At 44.2% G+C, this 17,765-nt stretch carries 13 protein-coding genes and 1 tRNA gene; 4 read left to right on the top strand and 10 right to left on the bottom strand.

Going from position 1 to position 17,765, the window contains the following annotated elements; translation table 11 throughout:
* Positions 1-62: 62 nt before the first annotated feature.
* Positions 63-1,505, bottom strand: a complete 1,443-nt coding sequence (locus ACTHJT_RS10850; RefSeq protein WP_440238043.1) for a hypothetical protein — start codon at positions 1,503-1,505, stop codon at positions 63-65.
* A 204-nt stretch (positions 1,506-1,709) separates the two neighbouring features.
* Here ACTHJT_RS10850 and ACTHJT_RS10845 point away from each other — a divergent pair, with 204 nt between their 5' ends.
* Positions 1,710-3,431, top strand: coding sequence for a capsular polysaccharide synthesis protein (locus ACTHJT_RS10845; protein WP_440238042.1), 1,722 nt, complete (start codon positions 1,710-1,712; stop codon positions 3,429-3,431).
* A 57-nt stretch (positions 3,432-3,488) separates the two neighbouring features.
* Here ACTHJT_RS10845 and ACTHJT_RS10840 read toward each other — a convergent pair whose 3' ends face one another.
* Positions 3,489-4,553, bottom strand: coding sequence for a glycosyltransferase family 2 protein (locus tag ACTHJT_RS10840; protein ID WP_440238041.1), 1,065 nt, complete (start codon positions 4,551-4,553; stop codon positions 3,489-3,491).
* A gap of 181 nt (positions 4,554-4,734) precedes the next feature.
* Positions 4,735-4,821 (bottom strand) — tRNA-Ser (locus ACTHJT_RS10835).
* A gap of 294 nt (positions 4,822-5,115) precedes the next feature.
* Between ACTHJT_RS10835 and ACTHJT_RS10830 the strand changes: the two genes are divergently transcribed.
* Positions 5,116-6,531 (top strand): DUF1254 domain-containing protein, encoded by a 1,416-nt coding sequence (locus ACTHJT_RS10830; protein WP_440238040.1) that lies wholly within the window; start codon positions 5,116-5,118, stop codon positions 6,529-6,531.
* A gap of 50 nt (positions 6,532-6,581) precedes the next feature.
* On the opposite strand, the gene ACTHJT_RS10825 is transcribed toward ACTHJT_RS10830, so the two are convergent.
* Complete coding sequence (locus tag ACTHJT_RS10825; protein ID WP_440238039.1) at positions 6,582-7,313, bottom strand: sulfite exporter TauE/SafE family protein; 732 nt, start codon at positions 7,311-7,313, stop codon at positions 6,582-6,584.
* Positions 7,314-7,558: 245 nt separating this feature from the next.
* Here ACTHJT_RS10825 and ACTHJT_RS10820 point away from each other — a divergent pair, with 245 nt between their 5' ends.
* On the top strand, positions 7,559-9,022 hold the full coding sequence (locus ACTHJT_RS10820; protein ID WP_440238038.1) for a nucleoside recognition domain-containing protein: 1,464 nt from the start codon (positions 7,559-7,561) through the stop codon (positions 9,020-9,022).
* A 251-nt stretch (positions 9,023-9,273) separates the two neighbouring features.
* On the opposite strand, the gene ACTHJT_RS10815 is transcribed toward ACTHJT_RS10820, so the two are convergent.
* From ACTHJT_RS10815 to ACTHJT_RS10800, 4 genes are read right to left on the bottom strand one after another with little or no spacing between them, the layout of a single operon-like run.
* Positions 9,274-9,726, bottom strand: a complete 453-nt coding sequence (locus ACTHJT_RS10815) for a chromate resistance protein ChrB domain-containing protein (RefSeq protein WP_440238037.1) — start codon at positions 9,724-9,726, stop codon at positions 9,274-9,276.
* Positions 9,727-9,742: 16 nt separating this feature from the next.
* Positions 9,743-10,420, bottom strand: a complete 678-nt coding sequence (locus tag ACTHJT_RS10810) for a response regulator transcription factor (RefSeq protein WP_440238036.1) — start codon at positions 10,418-10,420, stop codon at positions 9,743-9,745.
* 50 nt (positions 10,421-10,470) lie between these two features.
* Entirely contained in the window at positions 10,471-11,007 is a 537-nt protein-coding gene (locus ACTHJT_RS10805) for a hypothetical protein (RefSeq protein ID WP_440238035.1), read from the bottom strand.
* A 17-nt stretch (positions 11,008-11,024) separates the two neighbouring features.
* Positions 11,025-12,191: a chromate transporter gene (locus ACTHJT_RS10800; RefSeq protein ID WP_440238034.1), complete on the bottom strand. Its 1,167-nt coding sequence runs from the start codon at positions 12,189-12,191 to the stop codon at positions 11,025-11,027.
* Positions 12,192-12,280: 89 nt separating this feature from the next.
* Here ACTHJT_RS10800 and ACTHJT_RS10795 point away from each other — a divergent pair, with 89 nt between their 5' ends.
* The gene (locus ACTHJT_RS10795) at positions 12,281-12,415 is read left to right on the top strand and encodes a hypothetical protein (protein ID WP_440238033.1); all 135 of its coding nucleotides are present in this window, start codon (positions 12,281-12,283) and stop codon (positions 12,413-12,415) included.
* Positions 12,416-12,494: 79 nt separating this feature from the next.
* Here the strand turns inward: ACTHJT_RS10795 and ACTHJT_RS10790 are convergent, their stop codons facing one another.
* A complete protein-coding gene (locus tag ACTHJT_RS10790) occupies positions 12,495-15,995 on the bottom strand; it encodes an Ig-like domain-containing protein (RefSeq protein WP_440238032.1) in 3,501 nt (1,166 codons plus the stop codon).
* A gap of 381 nt (positions 15,996-16,376) precedes the next feature.
* The coding region (locus ACTHJT_RS10785) for a T9SS type A sorting domain-containing protein (RefSeq protein ID WP_440238031.1) at positions 16,377-17,765 on the bottom strand (1,389 nt) is incomplete at its 5' end.

Below are 17,765 nucleotides of genomic sequence, written 5' to 3'. Positions count from 1 at the left end.
TTTAAATTGTAATTGGTGATTGAAGATTATAGCGTTTTGCTTGTTTCCTTGTCCAGCAATTTTCAATAAATGATTACATCCGGCTCAGGTTTCAGCTCATAAGAAAGTTTGATTATGAAAATATCTTCCTGGCCGATACTTTGGTGTGTTGAAACGATATAAGCATATTCTCCATTTGCCGGAGTTGAATAATATCCGTCCCAACCGGAAGTATTGATCTCCGGCCCAAGATTGAGCGGCACACTCCAGTTGGTCCAGCTGTTATCAAGTCTTTTGGAAACAAAAATATCATTGTCTCCATAACCAGGTTTGCCGCTGGTAGAAAAATACAGCGTTACATTATCAGCTGCGAGATAAGGGGTGGATTCATCGCCTAATGAATTCAACGTCCAGCCCATGTTTACCGGTCTCGACCAGGTATCATCTTTTTTCAGGAAGCTCACATATAAATCATGTTCGCCATAAGAATCTTTTCTTTGTACAGACATGATCAGGATTTTCCTGTCTGCCGAAAGACTATAGCTGACTTGTATACCGTCATTATAGTAATCTTCTATTTCTAATTTTACCGGTATGCTCCAGCCTGTTGCAGTCCGGTGTGTGATGGATACGCCCTTGGCGTTTGCCGAACTGCCATCCGGGTTATACAAATTTCCGACGAGCATGGTATTTTCATCCGGTGAAATTGAAAGCACAAAATTGTGGCTGTTATTATTTAAAGGTGGGCCGATGTTTTCAGTCTTTTCCCAATTACCATTTTGGTTGTGTGTAACCCAGATATCATCGTTATCATTTTCCGGAGTATTTTCCGGATGATTTTTTCTGTCAATGTAAAGTGTCTTTCCATCTTGTGTAATCACCGGACCTACTTCTCCATAAGGTGAATTAACATTGGCGCCAAGATTTTCCTTGGTATAATGTACCGAAGATTGTTTGATCAGGTTGATGGTGTTGGTCTGTTTTATTTTTATATAATCGACGGCTACTTTCATTTTTCGATTCAGTGCAAAACCAATGGAAAGGCCGAAGAACGGTTGGTAAGATTGAGAAAACACAAGTTTTCCATTTATAAAAAAAGAAACTTCCTGTCCGGTCTTTTTTATCCCCAGCACATTGGCGGTTTTCTTTTTATTGATCGCATTGTCTTTTGTCCACCCGCGGGGAGAAAAATATTCATTGTTCCTATAACCGTAAAGCAGGTATTGGCCATTGGAAGAAACAACAAAGGTATAATAATTCTGGATGCCCGACATGCCGAAAACAATGCCGTAACCGTCGTCATTGACGCCTGATAGCTGGGTCATCTTAGTTTCTATATAAAAGTCTTTACCGGGATTCATATAAAGGCTTTTGGTAAACAGCCAGCTCATGCTGGTTCGCTTATGTTCAATAATATATTGGCCATCCTGAACCTTGCAGGAACTGTTCTCACTTTCAGATACCGTCCAGGCGGCATCGCCAATAAATTCATCTTCAAATCCTTCTACAACCTGCGCGTTTGCCATGATTTGTAAAAAACACAGAAGTATAAAAAGTATACATGCTTTTTTCATAGGATATAATTATTACCTGTAAAAATTAACCATGTATAAGTACGTTGATTCGGATAAAAAAATCAAAAACTAATCTATTTTTTTAACCGAAAGTCCGGATAACCCAAAAAAATAATTAAGTATTATTAACTTGACGTCTTAAAGCAAGCAACTGCAATGCATACAGAAATACCCAAAATACTATGGCTACTCTGGTTTCAGAACTGGGAGAATGCACCCCTAGTGGCGCAGAAATGTAAAAGCACCTGGATAGAGCACAACCCGGACTGGACGATTCATTTTCTTACCAGTGAAAATCTGCCTGAATTTATTGATATGGAATCGGTGCTTCCCGGGTTTAAAGATAAAAATGTGCCAATCGTATCGTACAGCAATATGATCCGAATGGCTCTGCTGATCAAGTATGGCGGTGTATGGGCGGATAGTACCTTGTATTGCAACCGGCCATTGAATGAATGGATACAACAATGCACTGCTCCAAGTGGTTTTTTTGCCTTCGCAAACCCAGGGCCGGATCGAATGTTGTCTACATGGTTTCTTGCAGCTACTCCCGGACATACACTTGTGAAAAAATGGTATGCGGAGTGCCTGAATTACTGGAGTACACGTACAGAACGTCATACATACCACTGGAGTCATTACTTGTTCGGGGACCTGTATCGCAGTGATAAAACGTTTAAAGAAATCTGGGATAAAACCGTCAAGCTTTCTGCCGACGATCCACATTACTTTCTGGATTACGAAGATACCTTTTACAAACCGCTGACAGCAGAGGTAAAGGAAGCTATTGACCATCCGGTAACGCCGGTGTTCAAGCTGACTTTTAAATACGACCGGCAGTTAGTCAGAAGTAACTCAGTGCTTCATTATCTGCTGTCGTATAAAAAGGTAAAAACAATTATACTTGTGGGGATGCAGGGTTCGGGTTTATCGCTTACTGCATCGCTTCTTCAGCATTCCGGTTTGAACGTAGGTGAAGAACTGATGCGTGCCGGGGCCGGCATCACGAGAGGACGTTATGAGAGCCTTGATTTTTATAACTTCCACCGGAAACTTCTCAAAAAGCTTAATCTTGATCCCGATGGCTGGGATCTCACAGACATCCGAATCCCGGATAAGGCGTATGAAAACGAAGCCCGTGAAATTATAGAAGTGAATAAAACCAACCTCTGGGGATGGAAAGATCCAAGGACAATACTGTTTCTGGATCTGTGGGCAAAGTTGATTCCTGATGCCTGTTTCTTATTTATCTACCGGTCTCCGGTAGAGGTTGCAGACTCTTTGTATAGAAAAGGGGTGAATCCTGTATTGGAGACTCATCCGGAAAAGGTATTTGATGCATGGCTTTATTTCAACAGGCTTATGCTGGAATATCATGAAAGGTTTAATGACCGTTCTCTGCTGTTGCATGCCAACTCTTTCGTTCATGGCTATGCTGAATGCATACAGATGATCAACGAAAAGCTGGAAATAAATCTGAATCCTGAAATGAAAAGGGAAGCTGTAACATTACCGGAGGAAGATCCGGAGAAACAGACCAGCAAACGTAAGCTGCTTTATACACACAGGCCGGAGGTCTGGCAACTATATACAGAGCTCATCAAACGATCAAGGTATCCCTCAGGCTTTGATACTGATTCAGAGCTGTTGCTTGATGATCGTGAGGTTGCGCAGCTGAGTGGTTTCAATCAATGGAAAAATCAATATCGGAGAGAAGCGGAACTGAACAGCCAGATCAGGGAGCTGAAAGCAAAGCTTAACCGCAATGCGGATCATCTGAAAAGGGTTGAAGAGGAGCTCACCTGGATAAAGCAAACAAGATTCTGGAGAATGAGGAATGTCTGGCATAAAATAAAATCCCTGGCAGACCGCAAGTAAAAAGACCGTGAAAGGCAGATACTCCACCTTGTTCATGCTTGAATGAATCTTAACGAATTACTGAATGACTTTTCTATACAATCGTTTAAATAAAGTCATCAGGCTGGAGGAATCTCCCAGGGCAAGCCATTCCTTAGCGATCCGGTAATATTCTTTTGCTTCGTTACCGTTTCCCTGTTTCATGAAATGATCTCCGGTTTGCTTCCATTCTGCAGCGATCCTTTGGCTTGCCAGATGTTGAAACGGTTTGCTGTTTTGTTGACAAAAACGTTTGAAGGTCTCCTGTGTAACCGCATTGGCCAGCGGCGCCATTCCTGTTTTGCCGTCGCGCCTCCACAGCGTTATTAATGCTTCTATTTCATCAAAGCTTACCTCACGCCCAAGATAATGGCGCAGCGAATTGCCCATTATTCCATGCCAGTTCTTACGTTTAACAGAGGCATACTGCTGTGGTGACTGGTTTGGATGAATACGCTGGCGCATAGCAGGCACGGGGACACATTCTATTCGTCCGCGTTTTAACAATTTTACCCAAAGGTCGAAATCCTCTGAAGAAGGATAGTCCAGGGAATATCCGCCTTCTGCCAGTACATCATCTTTACGGTACATAACCTGGCCATGACCGGCTACTATATTAAAAAAGTTGAGCAGGAATACGACCACTTCATGCGGCGTGTCTGATTTCCATGAATTTACATACTTGCCGTTGACATCCATATATTCAAACGGGGAGGTGACCAGTATCACCTCCGGCCGGCTGCTGATGCATGTAACCTGCGCCGAGAGCCTCCCCGGCAGCATAACGTCATCACTGTCAATGCGGGCAATATACCGGCCTCTGGCATGTGCAAGCCCCCGGTTGAGTGCTCCGGGAATGCCTTCGTTGTGGGGTGCGGTAACTACTACGATTCTTGTGTCTTTCTCCTGCCATCTTTTCAGGATCTGTGGCGAGGCATCTGTTGAACCATCGTCAACCAGTACAAGTTCAAAGGAGTCGTAGTCCTGAGCAAGCACGCTTTCAATTGCTTCATCAACAAATTTCTCGCGGTTATAAACCGGCATAAGAACCGAAACCAACGGATAGCCATTGTCTTTAAGAGTATCAGCAGACTTATTGAACATAAGAGAAAATGAATTTCTGATAAAATAGATTTCGTTTAGAAGAACAGTTCAAGATAATTAAGTTTTTGTGGATTATTAAATGAAATACTTCTTGAACGATTTTTCAGAAGAAACAGAAAGGCAGTGTGAACGGTAAGCTGGAAAATAAAAAAAGGCTCCATGTTATTGGAGCCTTTCAATGTAGAGAAGAAGGGATTCGAACCCTCGGTACGGTTACCCGCACACACGCTTTCCAAGCGTGCTCCTTAAACCACTCGGACACCTCTCTATGGTTTAAAATTCCAAATAACAAAAAACAAAATTCAAATGAATAAATGCTATTGTATTCCGAATCGGGATACAAATTAACGCTTTTATTCGGCCAAATCCAAAAGAGGATTGAATGATAAATGCCGGATCTGAATAAAATTTATAGGGTGCTGTTTGTGAAATGATTACGGGTTATTTTTTTGATAGGTTTAAATCTTACGCAGAAGAAAGGAAGTTCCGGAATGTTTTTATTTTAGCAGTAACAAAATGCAGGTAATCTTTCGCATTTAGTTTAAGTAACCGGTTTACCCTTATGAAAAAACGCATTATTCTTTTTTTACTGCCGCTTATATTGGCCAGCTGCAATCAAAATAAACCAGCGGAACATACAGCTGACAGCATCTCTGCGCAGCAAAAAGAAAAGGTTAAAATTGTTAAGGAAGCATTTGTTTATACACTTCCTTTGGTAATCATGGATATCACCAGAAGACAGGCGACGAATCCGGATTCTTCAAGTAAAACATATGCGCCGGTAAATGCATTCAGACATATGTCTGCATTTCCGGATGCGTCTTTCAGAAATGTTGTGCGTCCGAATGCCGATACGTACTATTCTTCAGCCATGCTGGATCTGACCGAAGAACCTGTAGTATTATCGCTACCGAATACCAACGGCCGTTATTACATGATGCCGATGCTGGACGCGTATACGAATGTGTTTAGTTCCCCCGGCACACGTACAACAGGTAATGGCAAAGGAGATTTTCTGATTACTGGTCCCGACTGGAGTGGTGCAGTACCAGCAGGTATGAAACAGATTGCGGCTCCAACCAATCTGGTGTGGATCATCGGCAGAACACAAGTGAATAGTAAGGTCGACGGAGATAAAGTGGTAATACCATTGCAACAAAAATATAAACTGGTTCCATTGAGTGCATGGGGGACTGAGTACAAGGCTCCGGCAGGTATCAGAGATGCAACAGTACCGGCGGGAGACCCCAATGCTGTAGTAAAGTCAATGTCTGCGGAAGAGTATTTTACTTATGCGAATCAGCTCCTGCAGAAATATCCTGCAGGAGAGGTAGATAAAGAAACATTGAAACGCTTTGCTGTTGTGGGTGTAGGAGCAGGGCTGACATTTGATATCAATACATTTGGTGCGGCAAAAGATGCGGTAACAAATCTTCCGGAAGAAATTATAGATGAATTTCATAAACAGATTAAAGCTACAACTGGCCTGGTGAATGGATGGGCTGTGCATAGAGGTTTGGGCGCTTATGGAACAGATTATTTAAAACGTGCTTTTGTAGCGTATATGGGTCTAGGTGCTAATCTGCCTGAAGACGCCATGTATCCTTCCTGCGCAGTTGATGCTGATGGCAATGAATTAAACGGAGCGAATAACTATGTACTGCATTTTGACAAGGGACAAACACCACCGGTAAATGCATTCTGGTCGCTGACTATGTATTCACCGGAAGGATATCTGGTAGACAATGCATTGAACCGTTATACACTGGGTGATAGAAGCAATCTGAAAAAAAATGCGGATGGTTCTGTTGATTTGTATATCCAGCATGATTCTCCGGGCAAGGAGAAAGAGAGTAACTGGCTGCCTGCACCGGCAGGCGAGTTTAATTTATTGTTGAGATTGTACTGGCCGAAGCCTGAAATGATCGAAGATAAGTGGACTCCGCCGGCAGTAGAGAAGCGTAAGTTTAATAACTGATTTTATATAGCAAAAAAAGTCCCGCATCATGCAGGTACTCAAACTGAACTTTAGTCTCCAAAATACTTCATAATCTGAAATGTTGCAGTTAGTATAATAACACCTAAAACGATGTACCTAAAAACAGTTTCTGAAGTATAGCGCAGGATTATTTTGCCTGTATAGCTGCCTAAAAAGCTGATGCCGATTAAGAATGGAATTAAAAACAAATATTCCTTTTTAAAATAACCATGACTTGTATATACAACCGCTCTGCTGAAATCTACACCCAGATCAATAAGCGCTGATGTAGCAATGAATACATTTTTTTGAAGCTGAAAGGCTGCTAAGGTAATTCCTCTGATAGCACCACCTGTACCTGCGATACCTGCAATAAAACCCGAGGCAATGCCACCAGCATAGAGATTCGTATTCGTCTGTTGGAGCGGCCGGTTGAAATTAAGAATCAGATATATTGCCAATAGTACCAGCATCATATTCATGATCAATTCAATTTGTGTGACCGGAAAAAAGGTAGTGATATAGGCACCAATGATTACAAAAATAACTGCCGGGATTCCCAGTTTTAATACAAGGCCTTTATGGACACCGCTTCTGAACAAAGCAATTTTAGCAATGTTACTGAATACGTGAAATACAGCCGTTATTCCCAAAACTGTTTTAAAATCAAAAAATAATGAAGCAACAGGAACAAACAGTATTGAAGAGCCAAAGCCGGATACTGTCCCCACAATTTCAGAAACAAAAGCCAATACGATAAAGAGATAATACTTTTCGTTCATAATGGACAAACTTAATAAAAAACGTAAGACCTCAAAGATAATTACTTTCTAATTCAGTTCAGTAAGATTGAGTGACAGTAGCCACAACGCATGGAGATTCCTAAGAGTTGTAGATAATGGAGGTATAGCAGATTTGTTTATATCCGCCATGTTTTATCCCTTTCAATGTACAGATGTTTAATGAATTCTAGTATATTTAAGAAAGAATAGAATAGTTAAATTATAAGATACAAACATTTCATAAAATGGTTTTAAGTAGGTTCTGGCTCGCGATCTTTATTTCTTCGTTGTTCTTTGTACTTGTTTCGTTATTCACCGGCTCCTTTTACAGCCTGGAATATACGTTAACCGGCGCGCGCGGCGACCTGAAAATTGTTTCTGAAAAATATCTTTCCCAGCTGCCGGACTCTATTCAGCAAGGTTTACAAAAAAGTCCGGAGCATACAATTCTTATCAGGGATACGACTTATCAGCAAATGACTGTAAAAACAGCTGATGGCAAACCACAGGCCCCTGAAAAAACAGTCGTGAAAATATATCATGGCAAGCAGCAGGCAGACGGTTTACTTACTACCTGTAAATCTACCATCATTGATATCATCATTCCCTTGATTGCTTACCTGGCTTTCTTCTGCGGACTATTGCAATTACTTATAGATTCCGGAGCTTCTGCTAAACTGGCAACAATCATCAGTCCGGTGTTTGTAAAGATCTTTCCTGAAATTCCGAAGAACCACCCATCCATTTCATACATGACCCTGAATTTTGCGGCAAACTTTCTGGGGCTGGATTCTGCGGCTACACCTTTTGGCTTGAAGGCCATGGAGAGTTTGCAGGAACTGAATAAAGACAAAGCCGTGGCAAGTAATTCGCAGATTATGTTTATGTGCCTGCATGCAGCCGGACTTACGCTGATCCCGACTTCCATCATTGGCTACAGAGCTGCACAGGATGCTGCAAATCCTGCAGATGTCATGATTCCTTGTATCATTACATCTTTTGTAGGTACCATTGCTGCCTTACTGATTGTTGGGATCCGTCAGAAAATCAATTTCAGAAGTATCGCATTAGGTGCTTCCATTGGTGTATTGGCAGCAATTATTATTTCACTGTTGCTATATATCAATACACTTGATCTGATTGGCAAGAATCATTTTACCGGAAACCTTTCAAACATTTTGATGTTCGGTATTATTCTGTTTATTCTGGTGTATGCCTTTATGAAAGAAAAAATCTTTGATGAACAGGGTAAAAATATTTTTTCTTCTTTTGTGGAAGGTGCTACCTCCGGCGCGAAGACAGGCTTTACGGTATTTCCATATGTTCTGGGAATGCTTGTAGCAATTTCCTTGTTCCGCAACAGTGGCCTGTTTGAAATGATTACATCGAAGATGGCAGATTTCTTCCTGATGTTCAATATCAACAGATCCATTGTAGACGCCTTGCCCGTGGCTCTGTTGAGACCATTCAGCTCCGGCGGTTCCAGAGGCTTTATGATTGATGCCATGACAACTTATGGTCCCGACTCTTTAACAGGTCGCTTGTCCTGCATCTTCCAGTGCGCCGCTGAAACAACCTTCTATGTAATCGCGGTATATTTTGGCAGCATTAATATTAAAAATGTACGCTATACCTTGAGCACCATGCTTTGGGTAGACTTTATCTGCGTGCTGGCAGCCATCTTTGTAAGCGTGTTTTTCTGGTTGTAAATCAGTAGGCAGTGGTCAGTTGATAGTAGTCAGACTTCCTGGCGCCAGTCTTAGCGCAGCGGGGACTGGTAACTTTTATTTTCCAGTCTTTGACTGGTTTTCGCTGGTACAAGCATTTGCTTGTGTCTTTATTGACTGGCACCAGGTATAAACTGATCACTGTTTACTGTCAACTGATACCTTCTCCGCGGCGAACTGAAGACTGGCAAAAGAGAGTTAAAAACTGATTACTGTCCACTCTCTACTGTCCACTAACTTTTAAACTCCCAGCCATGCGTTTCGGTGCTCACATATTTACACCAGCTGTATAGCGCGTCATATATAACCATGCCATACTCTAGCATCTCGTGGTCGTTTTTGAAATTATAAGACAGGCCCGCAGAGATAGCAAACAAACCTGCTGCCTGTGGGTCAAGGATATAGTTATCTGTCTCTGCCGCACGTACGATCAAGGCCAGGCGATGCAGGGCTTCGTCTTTCAGGTTGTGCTTTTTCAGGAAATAATCAAACGTACATTTATCACCTTCATGCGTATATTCCACACCTGAAATGTCATAAGGAATGGCACCAAGTTCCGTTGCTTTTTCAATGACCTGCGATGTTGGTACAAAGATGAATTCAGGATTGGAATCAATAAACCTTGCAATGAGCCATGGACAGGCGATCCGGTCTATTTTAGGTCTTTCTCTGGTGATCCATTTCATAGCTTTTCTGTTAGAGTTATAACTCAATAATCTGATAACCGACTCCGTAAACATTTTTTATTTCAAGCTCAGCCTTAGCCAGGCTTAATTTCTTCCGGATGTTTTTTATATGCGCTGCCAGTGAATTATTCGATTCGAGGTTTTCGGTTTCATCGCCCCAAAGATATTCGGAGAGCATGGTATTGGATACGACCTTATCTTTATTGGAGATCAGGTACAGCAGCATTTCATATTCTCTTTTGGTAAGCGGAATATCATTGTTCCAGACCTGTACTTTTTTTGTTTTGAAGTCAATAACAAGATTGCCCAGGTAGAGTTTGTTTTTGGTATTGAATTTTTTCCTGCGGATGATCGCCTGGATGCGTGCATGCAATTCAGGGAAATGAAAGGGGATGGTCATGTAGTCATCAGCTCCCATGTCCAGCGCATGTACACGGTCTTCCGCAGAGTTGATGGTAGAAATAATCAGCAGGCCGTCAGACTTCTGGCTTTCGTTTAATTCTCTGAGCAGTGATAAGGCATTGCCGTCTGCAAGCTGTGAATTTAAAACGATGCAATCATATTCATAGAGGCTGATTTTTTCGGAAGCCTGCTGGTAGTTACTGGTGCTTTCCCATACATAACTTTCATTACTTAGAAAATTTTCCAGTTCTAAGCGCAACGATTTTTCCGGTTCAACAATTAATACCTTCATCTGTATAAAAGTACTTAATAAAGGTATTAAAAGGAATACTTTTTCTGTATTTAGAATCCGACCCCGAACTGAAAGGAAGCTGTAAGAGAAGGAGCGTGATCATTGCCAAAGCGAACCGGGCCTAAGATGGCTGCAAAGAAATTTGCCTGTTTACCGCGGATGAAAACTTTGTTGAGTATGGGTGTGAAGCCATAACGACCGGACGTCTCATATGCTGCACGGAATACAAACGTAAAATCATGCCCGAGTCTGTAGCACACACCCGGATGGAAAACAAAGTTATTTAATTTGGAAGTGTTGTTATCAAATTTGATAAAAGGAGTAAACTCAAACGAGATCCCGAATTTCGGGCTCTTCCAGATATTGATTCCCCAGGGATTTCCTACTATATAGTAATCCCGGAAATTCGGTTGGTTACCGTCTTTACTGAATGTGTAAAGCGGATGCACGATACCTACATACCCTTTAATCTCGGGATATTTTTTTTCAGGTTGTGTTGCCGGCAGTGTCGTATTATTGTCTGATGTTTGTGCAAAAGCATTCCAGGATAGTAATAGGAAAACAAGTATGTAATATGTTTTTTTCATCTGTGTATAGTTTTGTTTTAAGAAAGAATGAAAAGTTTAAGTATTAGTCCGACAGCTGCAGCAGCAAGGATGACAAAAGGTTCCTGTAATTTTTTATACCTGAATAAAATTGCTGCGACAGTGATGGCAATCAGTATAGTTGGAACATCCGTAAGCGTTCTTTTACCCAACACCAATACCGAGCCGGCAATGGCGCCGATAGCAGCAGCGGTGATACCATCAACGAATGCTTTGATCGCCGGGTGCTTGCCATACTTTTTAAAATAAGGTGCCGGAAGAATGGTAAAGAAATAACAGGGAACGAAAGTAGCGATGGCTGCCACACAAGCACCGGCAACGCCTGCTGTGAGATAGCCAATAAAGCCAACAGTGATTACGACCGGCCCGGGTGTGATCATGGCTACAGCAACGGCATCTACAAACTGCTGTTCATTCAGCCATTGATATTCTTTTACCACACCACCATACAGGAACGGTACAATAGCTAATCCGCTGCCGAAAACAAAAGCACCAGCCTTGGTAAAGAAATACAGGATCTGCCAGAGCTTGCCGCTTTGCGAAACCGTAGCAGGTATTTGCAGTAAAACAGGTAGGCTCAGCATAGGAGCTGCAGTGGTTGCTTTACCGAATTTGGGTGGTACACGCAACAGCCATATCAGCACACCTGAACCCAGGATGAGCCAGATATTTTCTTCTTCTGTCAGGAAAGTAACCAATGCCAGTACAACGAATATGCCCCACATAACCCAGTCCTTACCGATGCTTTTAGAAGTGAGTTTATAGCTGCTGATGGTGATGATGCCAATTACCGCAGCACCTACACCATAGAATACAGCCTGCATCCAGGGGATACCGCCGAATTCCACATAGGCATAACCAAGGCTTAATACCATAAAGAAAGAAGGAAGCACGAACGCGAGGCCGACCAATGTGGCGCCTAAAATTCTGTAATGTACATAGCCCAGGTAAATGGATAATTGCGCGGCTAAAGGGCCCGGCGCTAATTGCGACAAGGCCATGCCTTCTTTGTAGTCTTCCTCGCTGAACCAGTTGTTCTTTTCAACCAGATCCCGGTGCATGTAGCCAACAAGCGCCACCGGTCCGCCGAAACCTATGGTACCTAGTTTCAGAAAATACAGGATAAGTTCTTTTAATGAGTAAGCAGGTTTTGAATGGGTTTCCATAATACGTTTATAATTACCCTTCAAACATAATTTCCAATAGTGAATAAAAAATGAATGCCGGTGGTAGGATAACCGAAGAATTATGAATTATGAATTTCATTTTACTGCAACTCTCGCTGGCGCAGGCATTTGCTTGTGCCTTATGTCACATATCCGGCACCAGTCTTAGCGGAGCGGTAAAAGGTATCTGCACGAGGTTCTTTCCAACTACCAATGTTTACTGACCACTGTATATATAATCATAAACACAAAGCCCCCGGCTCTCACCGCGGGCTTTGTTGTTTATGGTAAGCAGATTGCTTTTTATAGTTTCTGAATCTTTTTTGTTTCGACATTGCCATTTGTATATACAACAATCAATGTGTACATACCTATTGGCAGGGCGTGACCAAACTCAATCGTGGAACCCGCATCGAGGCTCTGCTGTGTGAAGAGAATATTTCCGTTCAGATCAGATACTTTAACAGAACTTACAGCCTGCTGAAAGGAAACCCTGAATACATCTGTTGCCGGGTTCGGTGCTACTGTAGTTGCTGATGCTGCTTCAGCTGTGCGCAGCTGTGTGCAGGAAATATTCACTGCAGCGCCCGAAGAGAAGGTAAGCAAGTCTATATTGGCACAGCCTTCAGTCGTTAAAGCCGTTAGTTCTATGGCATTGTTTCCTGCCTGTAAGGTAACAGGTACACTTACGGTGTTCCAGGTTGTCCACGCGGCAGTAGTGTTAAAGGCAATAGATGCTGCCTGTATGATGCCACCAACAGAAAGTGATGCCGCGCGGTTCAGCGCACTTGCATTGGCATAACGCAGGGTAAGCGTTGCTGTCTGGCTTGCCGGAGAATGGATTGTCCAGTTGATGGAAGCTCCCGCAGCATTGTCTGTATTCACATAGCCTGTACCGGAGAAACCTGCGTTGGTAGGTTCATTCAGAATTCCATCCACACTGCATGCGGCCTCTGCTTCAATAGATGAAAGCACAGGCGTTTTAACAGTTACTGTGATTGCAGCAGAAGTCGTTACAGCTCCTGCATTGTCTGTTGCTTTGGCAGTCAGTGTATAATTTCCTTCCGGTACATTGTTCCAGCTAACCGTATATGGTGTTGCAGCATCTGAGCCAAGCAGGCTAGTGCCGTTATAAAACTCTACCAGGCTCACGGTACCATCTGCATCTGCTGCTGTAGCCGTAAGCGTAAGTGTTGCAGGCGTTACAAATGAACTGCTGTTTGCCGGTGCTGTCAGGCTTACGGTAGGTGCTACGTTTGGCGGTGTGCAGCTGGCAATGCTTACCGTTGAAGAACTGAATGTAAGTTCATCAATATTCGGCGCACCTTCTGCAATCAATGAAGTCAGTGTCAGTGTATTTCTGCCGGCAGCAAGATTTACCGTTGCAGTCGCTGTTTGCCAGGTTGTCCATGCCCCGGTAGAAGGAAAAGCGATGGAAGCAACCTGTGTGGTATTGTTTACTTTTAACGACATGTTCCGGCTGGCCGTGCTGGCATTCGCATAACGGATCGTTAGCGTTGCTGTCTGGTTTGCTGCTGCGTTCACCACCCATGAAGCAGCAGAACCACTAACGTTATTCAGGTTCAGGTAACCGGTACCATTGAAGCCAGCATTGATAGATTCATTCAGGATACCGTCATAGGTACAGGCAGTCTCGCCTTGTATGGTTAAACCTGTGCCTTGCACAATTACAGTTACCGGATCAGACATGCCGGTGGCTCCCTGGTTATCGGTCGCGCGCGTGGTAATACTGTATGTTCCTGCAGGTACATTCGCCCAGGTGAAACTGTACGGTGCAGCGGCATCAGTACCGATCAATGTGGTGCCATTGTAGAAGTCAACACTGGCGATGGTACCGTCTGTATCTGCTGCACTGGCATTGATAATGACTGATGCCGGAGCAGTATAAGCAGTATTGTTCGCCGGAACGGTAATGTTTGTTGTTGGCGGAACGTTTGCAATAACGCCGCCTACGATTGTAATGTTTGGGGCAGGCGGTACAGCCATGCCATTGCCGATGAAATAACTTACGTGCGGCGGCTGATTGTAAGCGCAGTTCTGCCAGGCAATAGCCGGGCGGTATTGCGGATCATGCATCAGCGTGCGCAGTTTCATCGTGCTGGGGATCGTTGTGGTGAAGATATAAAGCGCATCGTTTGCAGAAGAGCGCCACATGACTTCTTCACGCCAGTCGCCGAAGAAATCGCCGCTTAGCGCCGGTGTCGACTTGGTTCCGTTGTTTGAGGTAACAGGCACGATATTGTTGGCCGTTAACAACCTGCCTGTACCATATTTATCAATGGCGGTCCCGTTCAGTAGTTCGCGCAGCGGATCGCCGTCCCACCAGGCAAGGAAGTTACAGGATGAAGGTGTGGCAAGCGTTGTTTTGTTTCCTTTTGCATCAAACACTCCTGTGATGCCTGCGCCTGCCACCCAGGATTCCGCACCGGGATAAGCCGCAGAAATATCCGCGCATACACCGCGGGCCGGACCTTCACCGTCTGAGCCTGCTGTAACAGAGGGCTTCGTCCACAATACTTTTTTATCTTTGGCACTGTACATATAACAGCCCTGTTTGTCGAAGCGCTCCTGAATATTGAATACTTCAAGTCCCGGCAGGGAAGGATCAAGATCTGAAACATGCAGCGCATCCCCATGGCCGAAGCCTGTGCTGTAATACCCTGTGCCGTTATCATCAATAATGGCAGCACCGGAGATGATTTCCTGTTTGCCATCGTTATCTACATCGGCAACACTTAAGGAATGGTCACCCTGTCCATAGAATGGATTGGAGCTGCTGTTTCCGCTGTCAAATACCCAGCGGCTGCTCAGCACCGAACCGTTCCAGTCCCAGGCCGCTACGACCAGACGGGTATAATATCCCCTGCAGAAAATGGCAGAAGCTTTTTTGCCATCCAGATACGCTACACCCGCGCGGAAGCGGTCTACGCGGTTTCCGTAGCTGTCGCCCCATGCAGATACCGTACCTCTGCCCGGAAGATAATTTACAGTTGCCATAGCCGCGCCTGTTTCACCATTAAAGACCGTCAGGTATTCCGGCCCTGATAAAACGTACCCTGCGGAGTTGCGGTAATCAGCAGTAGCGCTGCCAATCACTGTCCCTTTGGCATCTGTGGTGCCGTCGGCGGTTTTACACATCATCTCTGCTTTACCATCGCTGTTGAAATCATACACCATGAACTGTGTATAATGCGCACCTGCACGGATGTTTTTACCAAGGTTGATTCTCCACAAACGTGTACCGTTTAATTTATAGGCATCAATATATACATTGCCTGTAACTCCTGATTGTGAGTTGTCTTTTGCATTGGAAGGATCCCATTTCAGAATGATCTCCCATTGCCCGTCGCCATCAAGGTCCGCAATGCTGGCATCGTTGGCCGTATGATCTGACGTAGGCTTCTGGATACCTACGCGCATGTATTGCTGTGCCCATGGGGTAACAGCTGCAGAGGCAGTCTGCTCAACACCGTCAATGATGGCACGTACAGCATAGCTGGCTGTTGCAGCCGCACCGTTGTCTGTGTAATTACAAACGGTCAGGGGAGCAGCATTCACTTTCGTACCATTGCGGTATAGATTGAATGTAATATTGTCGGGTTCTGTACCCAGCCAACGCCAGCTGATAAAATTGTTATTACCCGTGCGCACAGCAATAACGCCGCGGTCGAGCTTTTCCATCCGGAATTGCGCCTGGGCATAAAGGCTGAACATAAAAATGTTCAGCATACAAAACAAGCGTAGCCAATGGCCTGGCTGCCTGATTGGATAATTATTTTTCATATAGTTACGGTTTGAGTTCAGCTATACGACAAGTAACATTTCAAAAAGTAACAGGTATTGAAGCAGTTTTTTTCAAAAACAGGTAATGAAGCCTGAAATGCAAAGGTTTGTTAAAAGAATTATGAATTATGAACCGCTGGCGCAAGCATTTGCTTGTGCCTTATATCACAAATCCAGCTCTTCCGGATTTGTAATCCTGTATAAACTGATAAAACTCTTAACTAAACGATATTGAATCTGCAATTCCGAAGCCAGATAAACAGGATTTATTTTCCTGTCTATATAAAATATAAAACAACAAAGCCCGCGGCTCTCACCACGGGCTTTAAAAAGTTTGCTGGCGCAAGCAAGTATTCGCTTGTGCCTTGCACGATGTAATCTTTACTGTTTCACCACACGCAGCACATCTGTTTTCGTACCGCTGTTTACTTTAACAATATAGATACCCTTTGCATACGTGCCACCGAAGCTAAGCTGCTCCGTGCTGCTGAAGGAATCAAGCAGCCTGCCGTCAACGGTCAGGATCTGTACATCCGATACCTGCGACAGCGTCAGCGAGAATACATCGCTTGTTGGATTAGGCGCAAGAATGATGCTGCCTGCTGTCAATGCATCCGTTGTTGCTGTTGTCACACATTCAGACGGGTCAAGGGCCGTTACTACTGTTGGTGAAGATGTAGACTTGCAGCCGGAAACACTTGTTACTTCTACGGTATAGCTGCCTGCTGCAGAAGCAGCATAGGTTTGCGACGTGCCTACCTGGGAACTGCCGTTGAACCATTTATATGAAGCGCCGCTGCTGGCCGTAAGGTCTACGCTCTCACCCGTGCAAAGCGCTGTAGATCCGGTTGTGCTGATCGTTGCTACGGCACAGCTGTTTGTAAGCGTTACTACAAAGGTTGTGATGGATTTTGCCGGCAGGGTGATCGCCTGGCTTGCATCAACAGTGATTGTCTGGTAAAAGTCGCCATCAACAGACTGGTAAGCTGTAACACCCGATACGGTTGCGCTGCCGAACGCCAGGTTGATATCCTGCGCGTTGCTACTGTTGTTTACCGATACAATGGTGATCTGCGTGCCGGCCGGATTAATGAACGCGGATGACTTGGTTAGCGCATTGTTGCCCGTCAGTGCAATGCGTGTATAACCTTTGTCGATGTATTTGGCAAAATGTTTTATCGTATAATAATGGTCGCCGATGGTATAATTGCCCGAAGCATCCACGTTGATCATCGCGTCTGTTTTCGTTTCGTCCCACATCATTTCCCAGTAGATATAAGCAGAGGCGTTTGCCTGTAATAAACTCTCCTGGATGATATCGCCTGTTTGCAGCCAGTCGTAATTGGTGCTTGAAAACTCCGTCATGAAGTTCGGCTTGTTGTTGAATTCTGTTTTGATCATGTTCAACGGAGTCTCGTCGATGCTGCCCGGGCTGCCGTAATAATTATACAGGTGGTACGCGTAGGCCGACAATGCGGATTTGTTTTTAATCTGCGTGGCAAATTCGCGGAATGTATTGAGTGAAGCATCCCACAGCGCGCTGCCGATGTTTTCCGTTTCCGGACCGATCATCTTCGGTACAGTAGTGCGGTTTTTAATTTGATCGTACACCGCATCGAACGCCTGGTCATACCCGGCAATCGTGGCCGTTTCCACCGGACGGAAGGCACAGCTTGCCCAGTCCGGTGTTTCAAAGCCCGGTTCGTTCTGGATGCTGATGTACTCCGGCGTAAAGGTAATGTTGTCCAGGATGTCGGTCCAGTATTGTCC

Source organism: Cytophaga sp. (genome assembly GCF_051961495.1).
Classification (GTDB): domain Bacteria; phylum Bacteroidota; class Bacteroidia; order Cytophagales; family Cytophagaceae; genus Cytophaga.
Note: the sequence above shows the minus strand (reverse complement) of the source record. Positions and strands in the feature narration are given on the sequence as shown.

Bases quoted from the DNA above. Each gene is read 5' to 3' on its own strand.
- ACTHJT_RS10850 (WP_440238043.1), bottom strand. From the start codon at position 1,505: ATGGCAAACGCGCAGGTTGTAGAAGGATTTGAAGATGAATTTATTGGC.
- ACTHJT_RS10845 (WP_440238042.1), top strand. From the start codon at position 1,710: ATGCATACAGAAATACCCAAAATACTATGGCTACTCTGGTTTCAGAAC.
- ACTHJT_RS10840 (WP_440238041.1), bottom strand. From the start codon at position 4,553: ATGTTCAATAAGTCTGCTGATACTCTTAAAGACAATGGCTATCCGTTG.
- ACTHJT_RS10830 (WP_440238040.1), top strand. From the start codon at position 5,116: ATGAAAAAACGCATTATTCTTTTTTTACTGCCGCTTATATTGGCCAGC.
- ACTHJT_RS10825 (WP_440238039.1), bottom strand. From the start codon at position 7,313: ATGAACGAAAAGTATTATCTCTTTATCGTATTGGCTTTTGTTTCTGAA.
- ACTHJT_RS10820 (WP_440238038.1), top strand. From the start codon at position 7,559: ATGGTTTTAAGTAGGTTCTGGCTCGCGATCTTTATTTCTTCGTTGTTC.
- ACTHJT_RS10815 (WP_440238037.1), bottom strand. From the start codon at position 9,726: ATGAAATGGATCACCAGAGAAAGACCTAAAATAGACCGGATCGCCTGT.
- ACTHJT_RS10810 (WP_440238036.1), bottom strand. From the start codon at position 10,420: ATGAAGGTATTAATTGTTGAACCGGAAAAATCGTTGCGCTTAGAACTG.
- ACTHJT_RS10805 (WP_440238035.1), bottom strand. From the start codon at position 11,007: ATGAAAAAAACATATTACATACTTGTTTTCCTATTACTATCCTGGAAT.
- ACTHJT_RS10800 (WP_440238034.1), bottom strand. From the start codon at position 12,191: ATGGAAACCCATTCAAAACCTGCTTACTCATTAAAAGAACTTATCCTG.
- ACTHJT_RS10795 (WP_440238033.1), top strand. From the start codon at position 12,281: ATGAATTTCATTTTACTGCAACTCTCGCTGGCGCAGGCATTTGCTTGT.
- ACTHJT_RS10790 (WP_440238032.1), bottom strand. From the start codon at position 15,995: ATGAAAAATAATTATCCAATCAGGCAGCCAGGCCATTGGCTACGCTTG.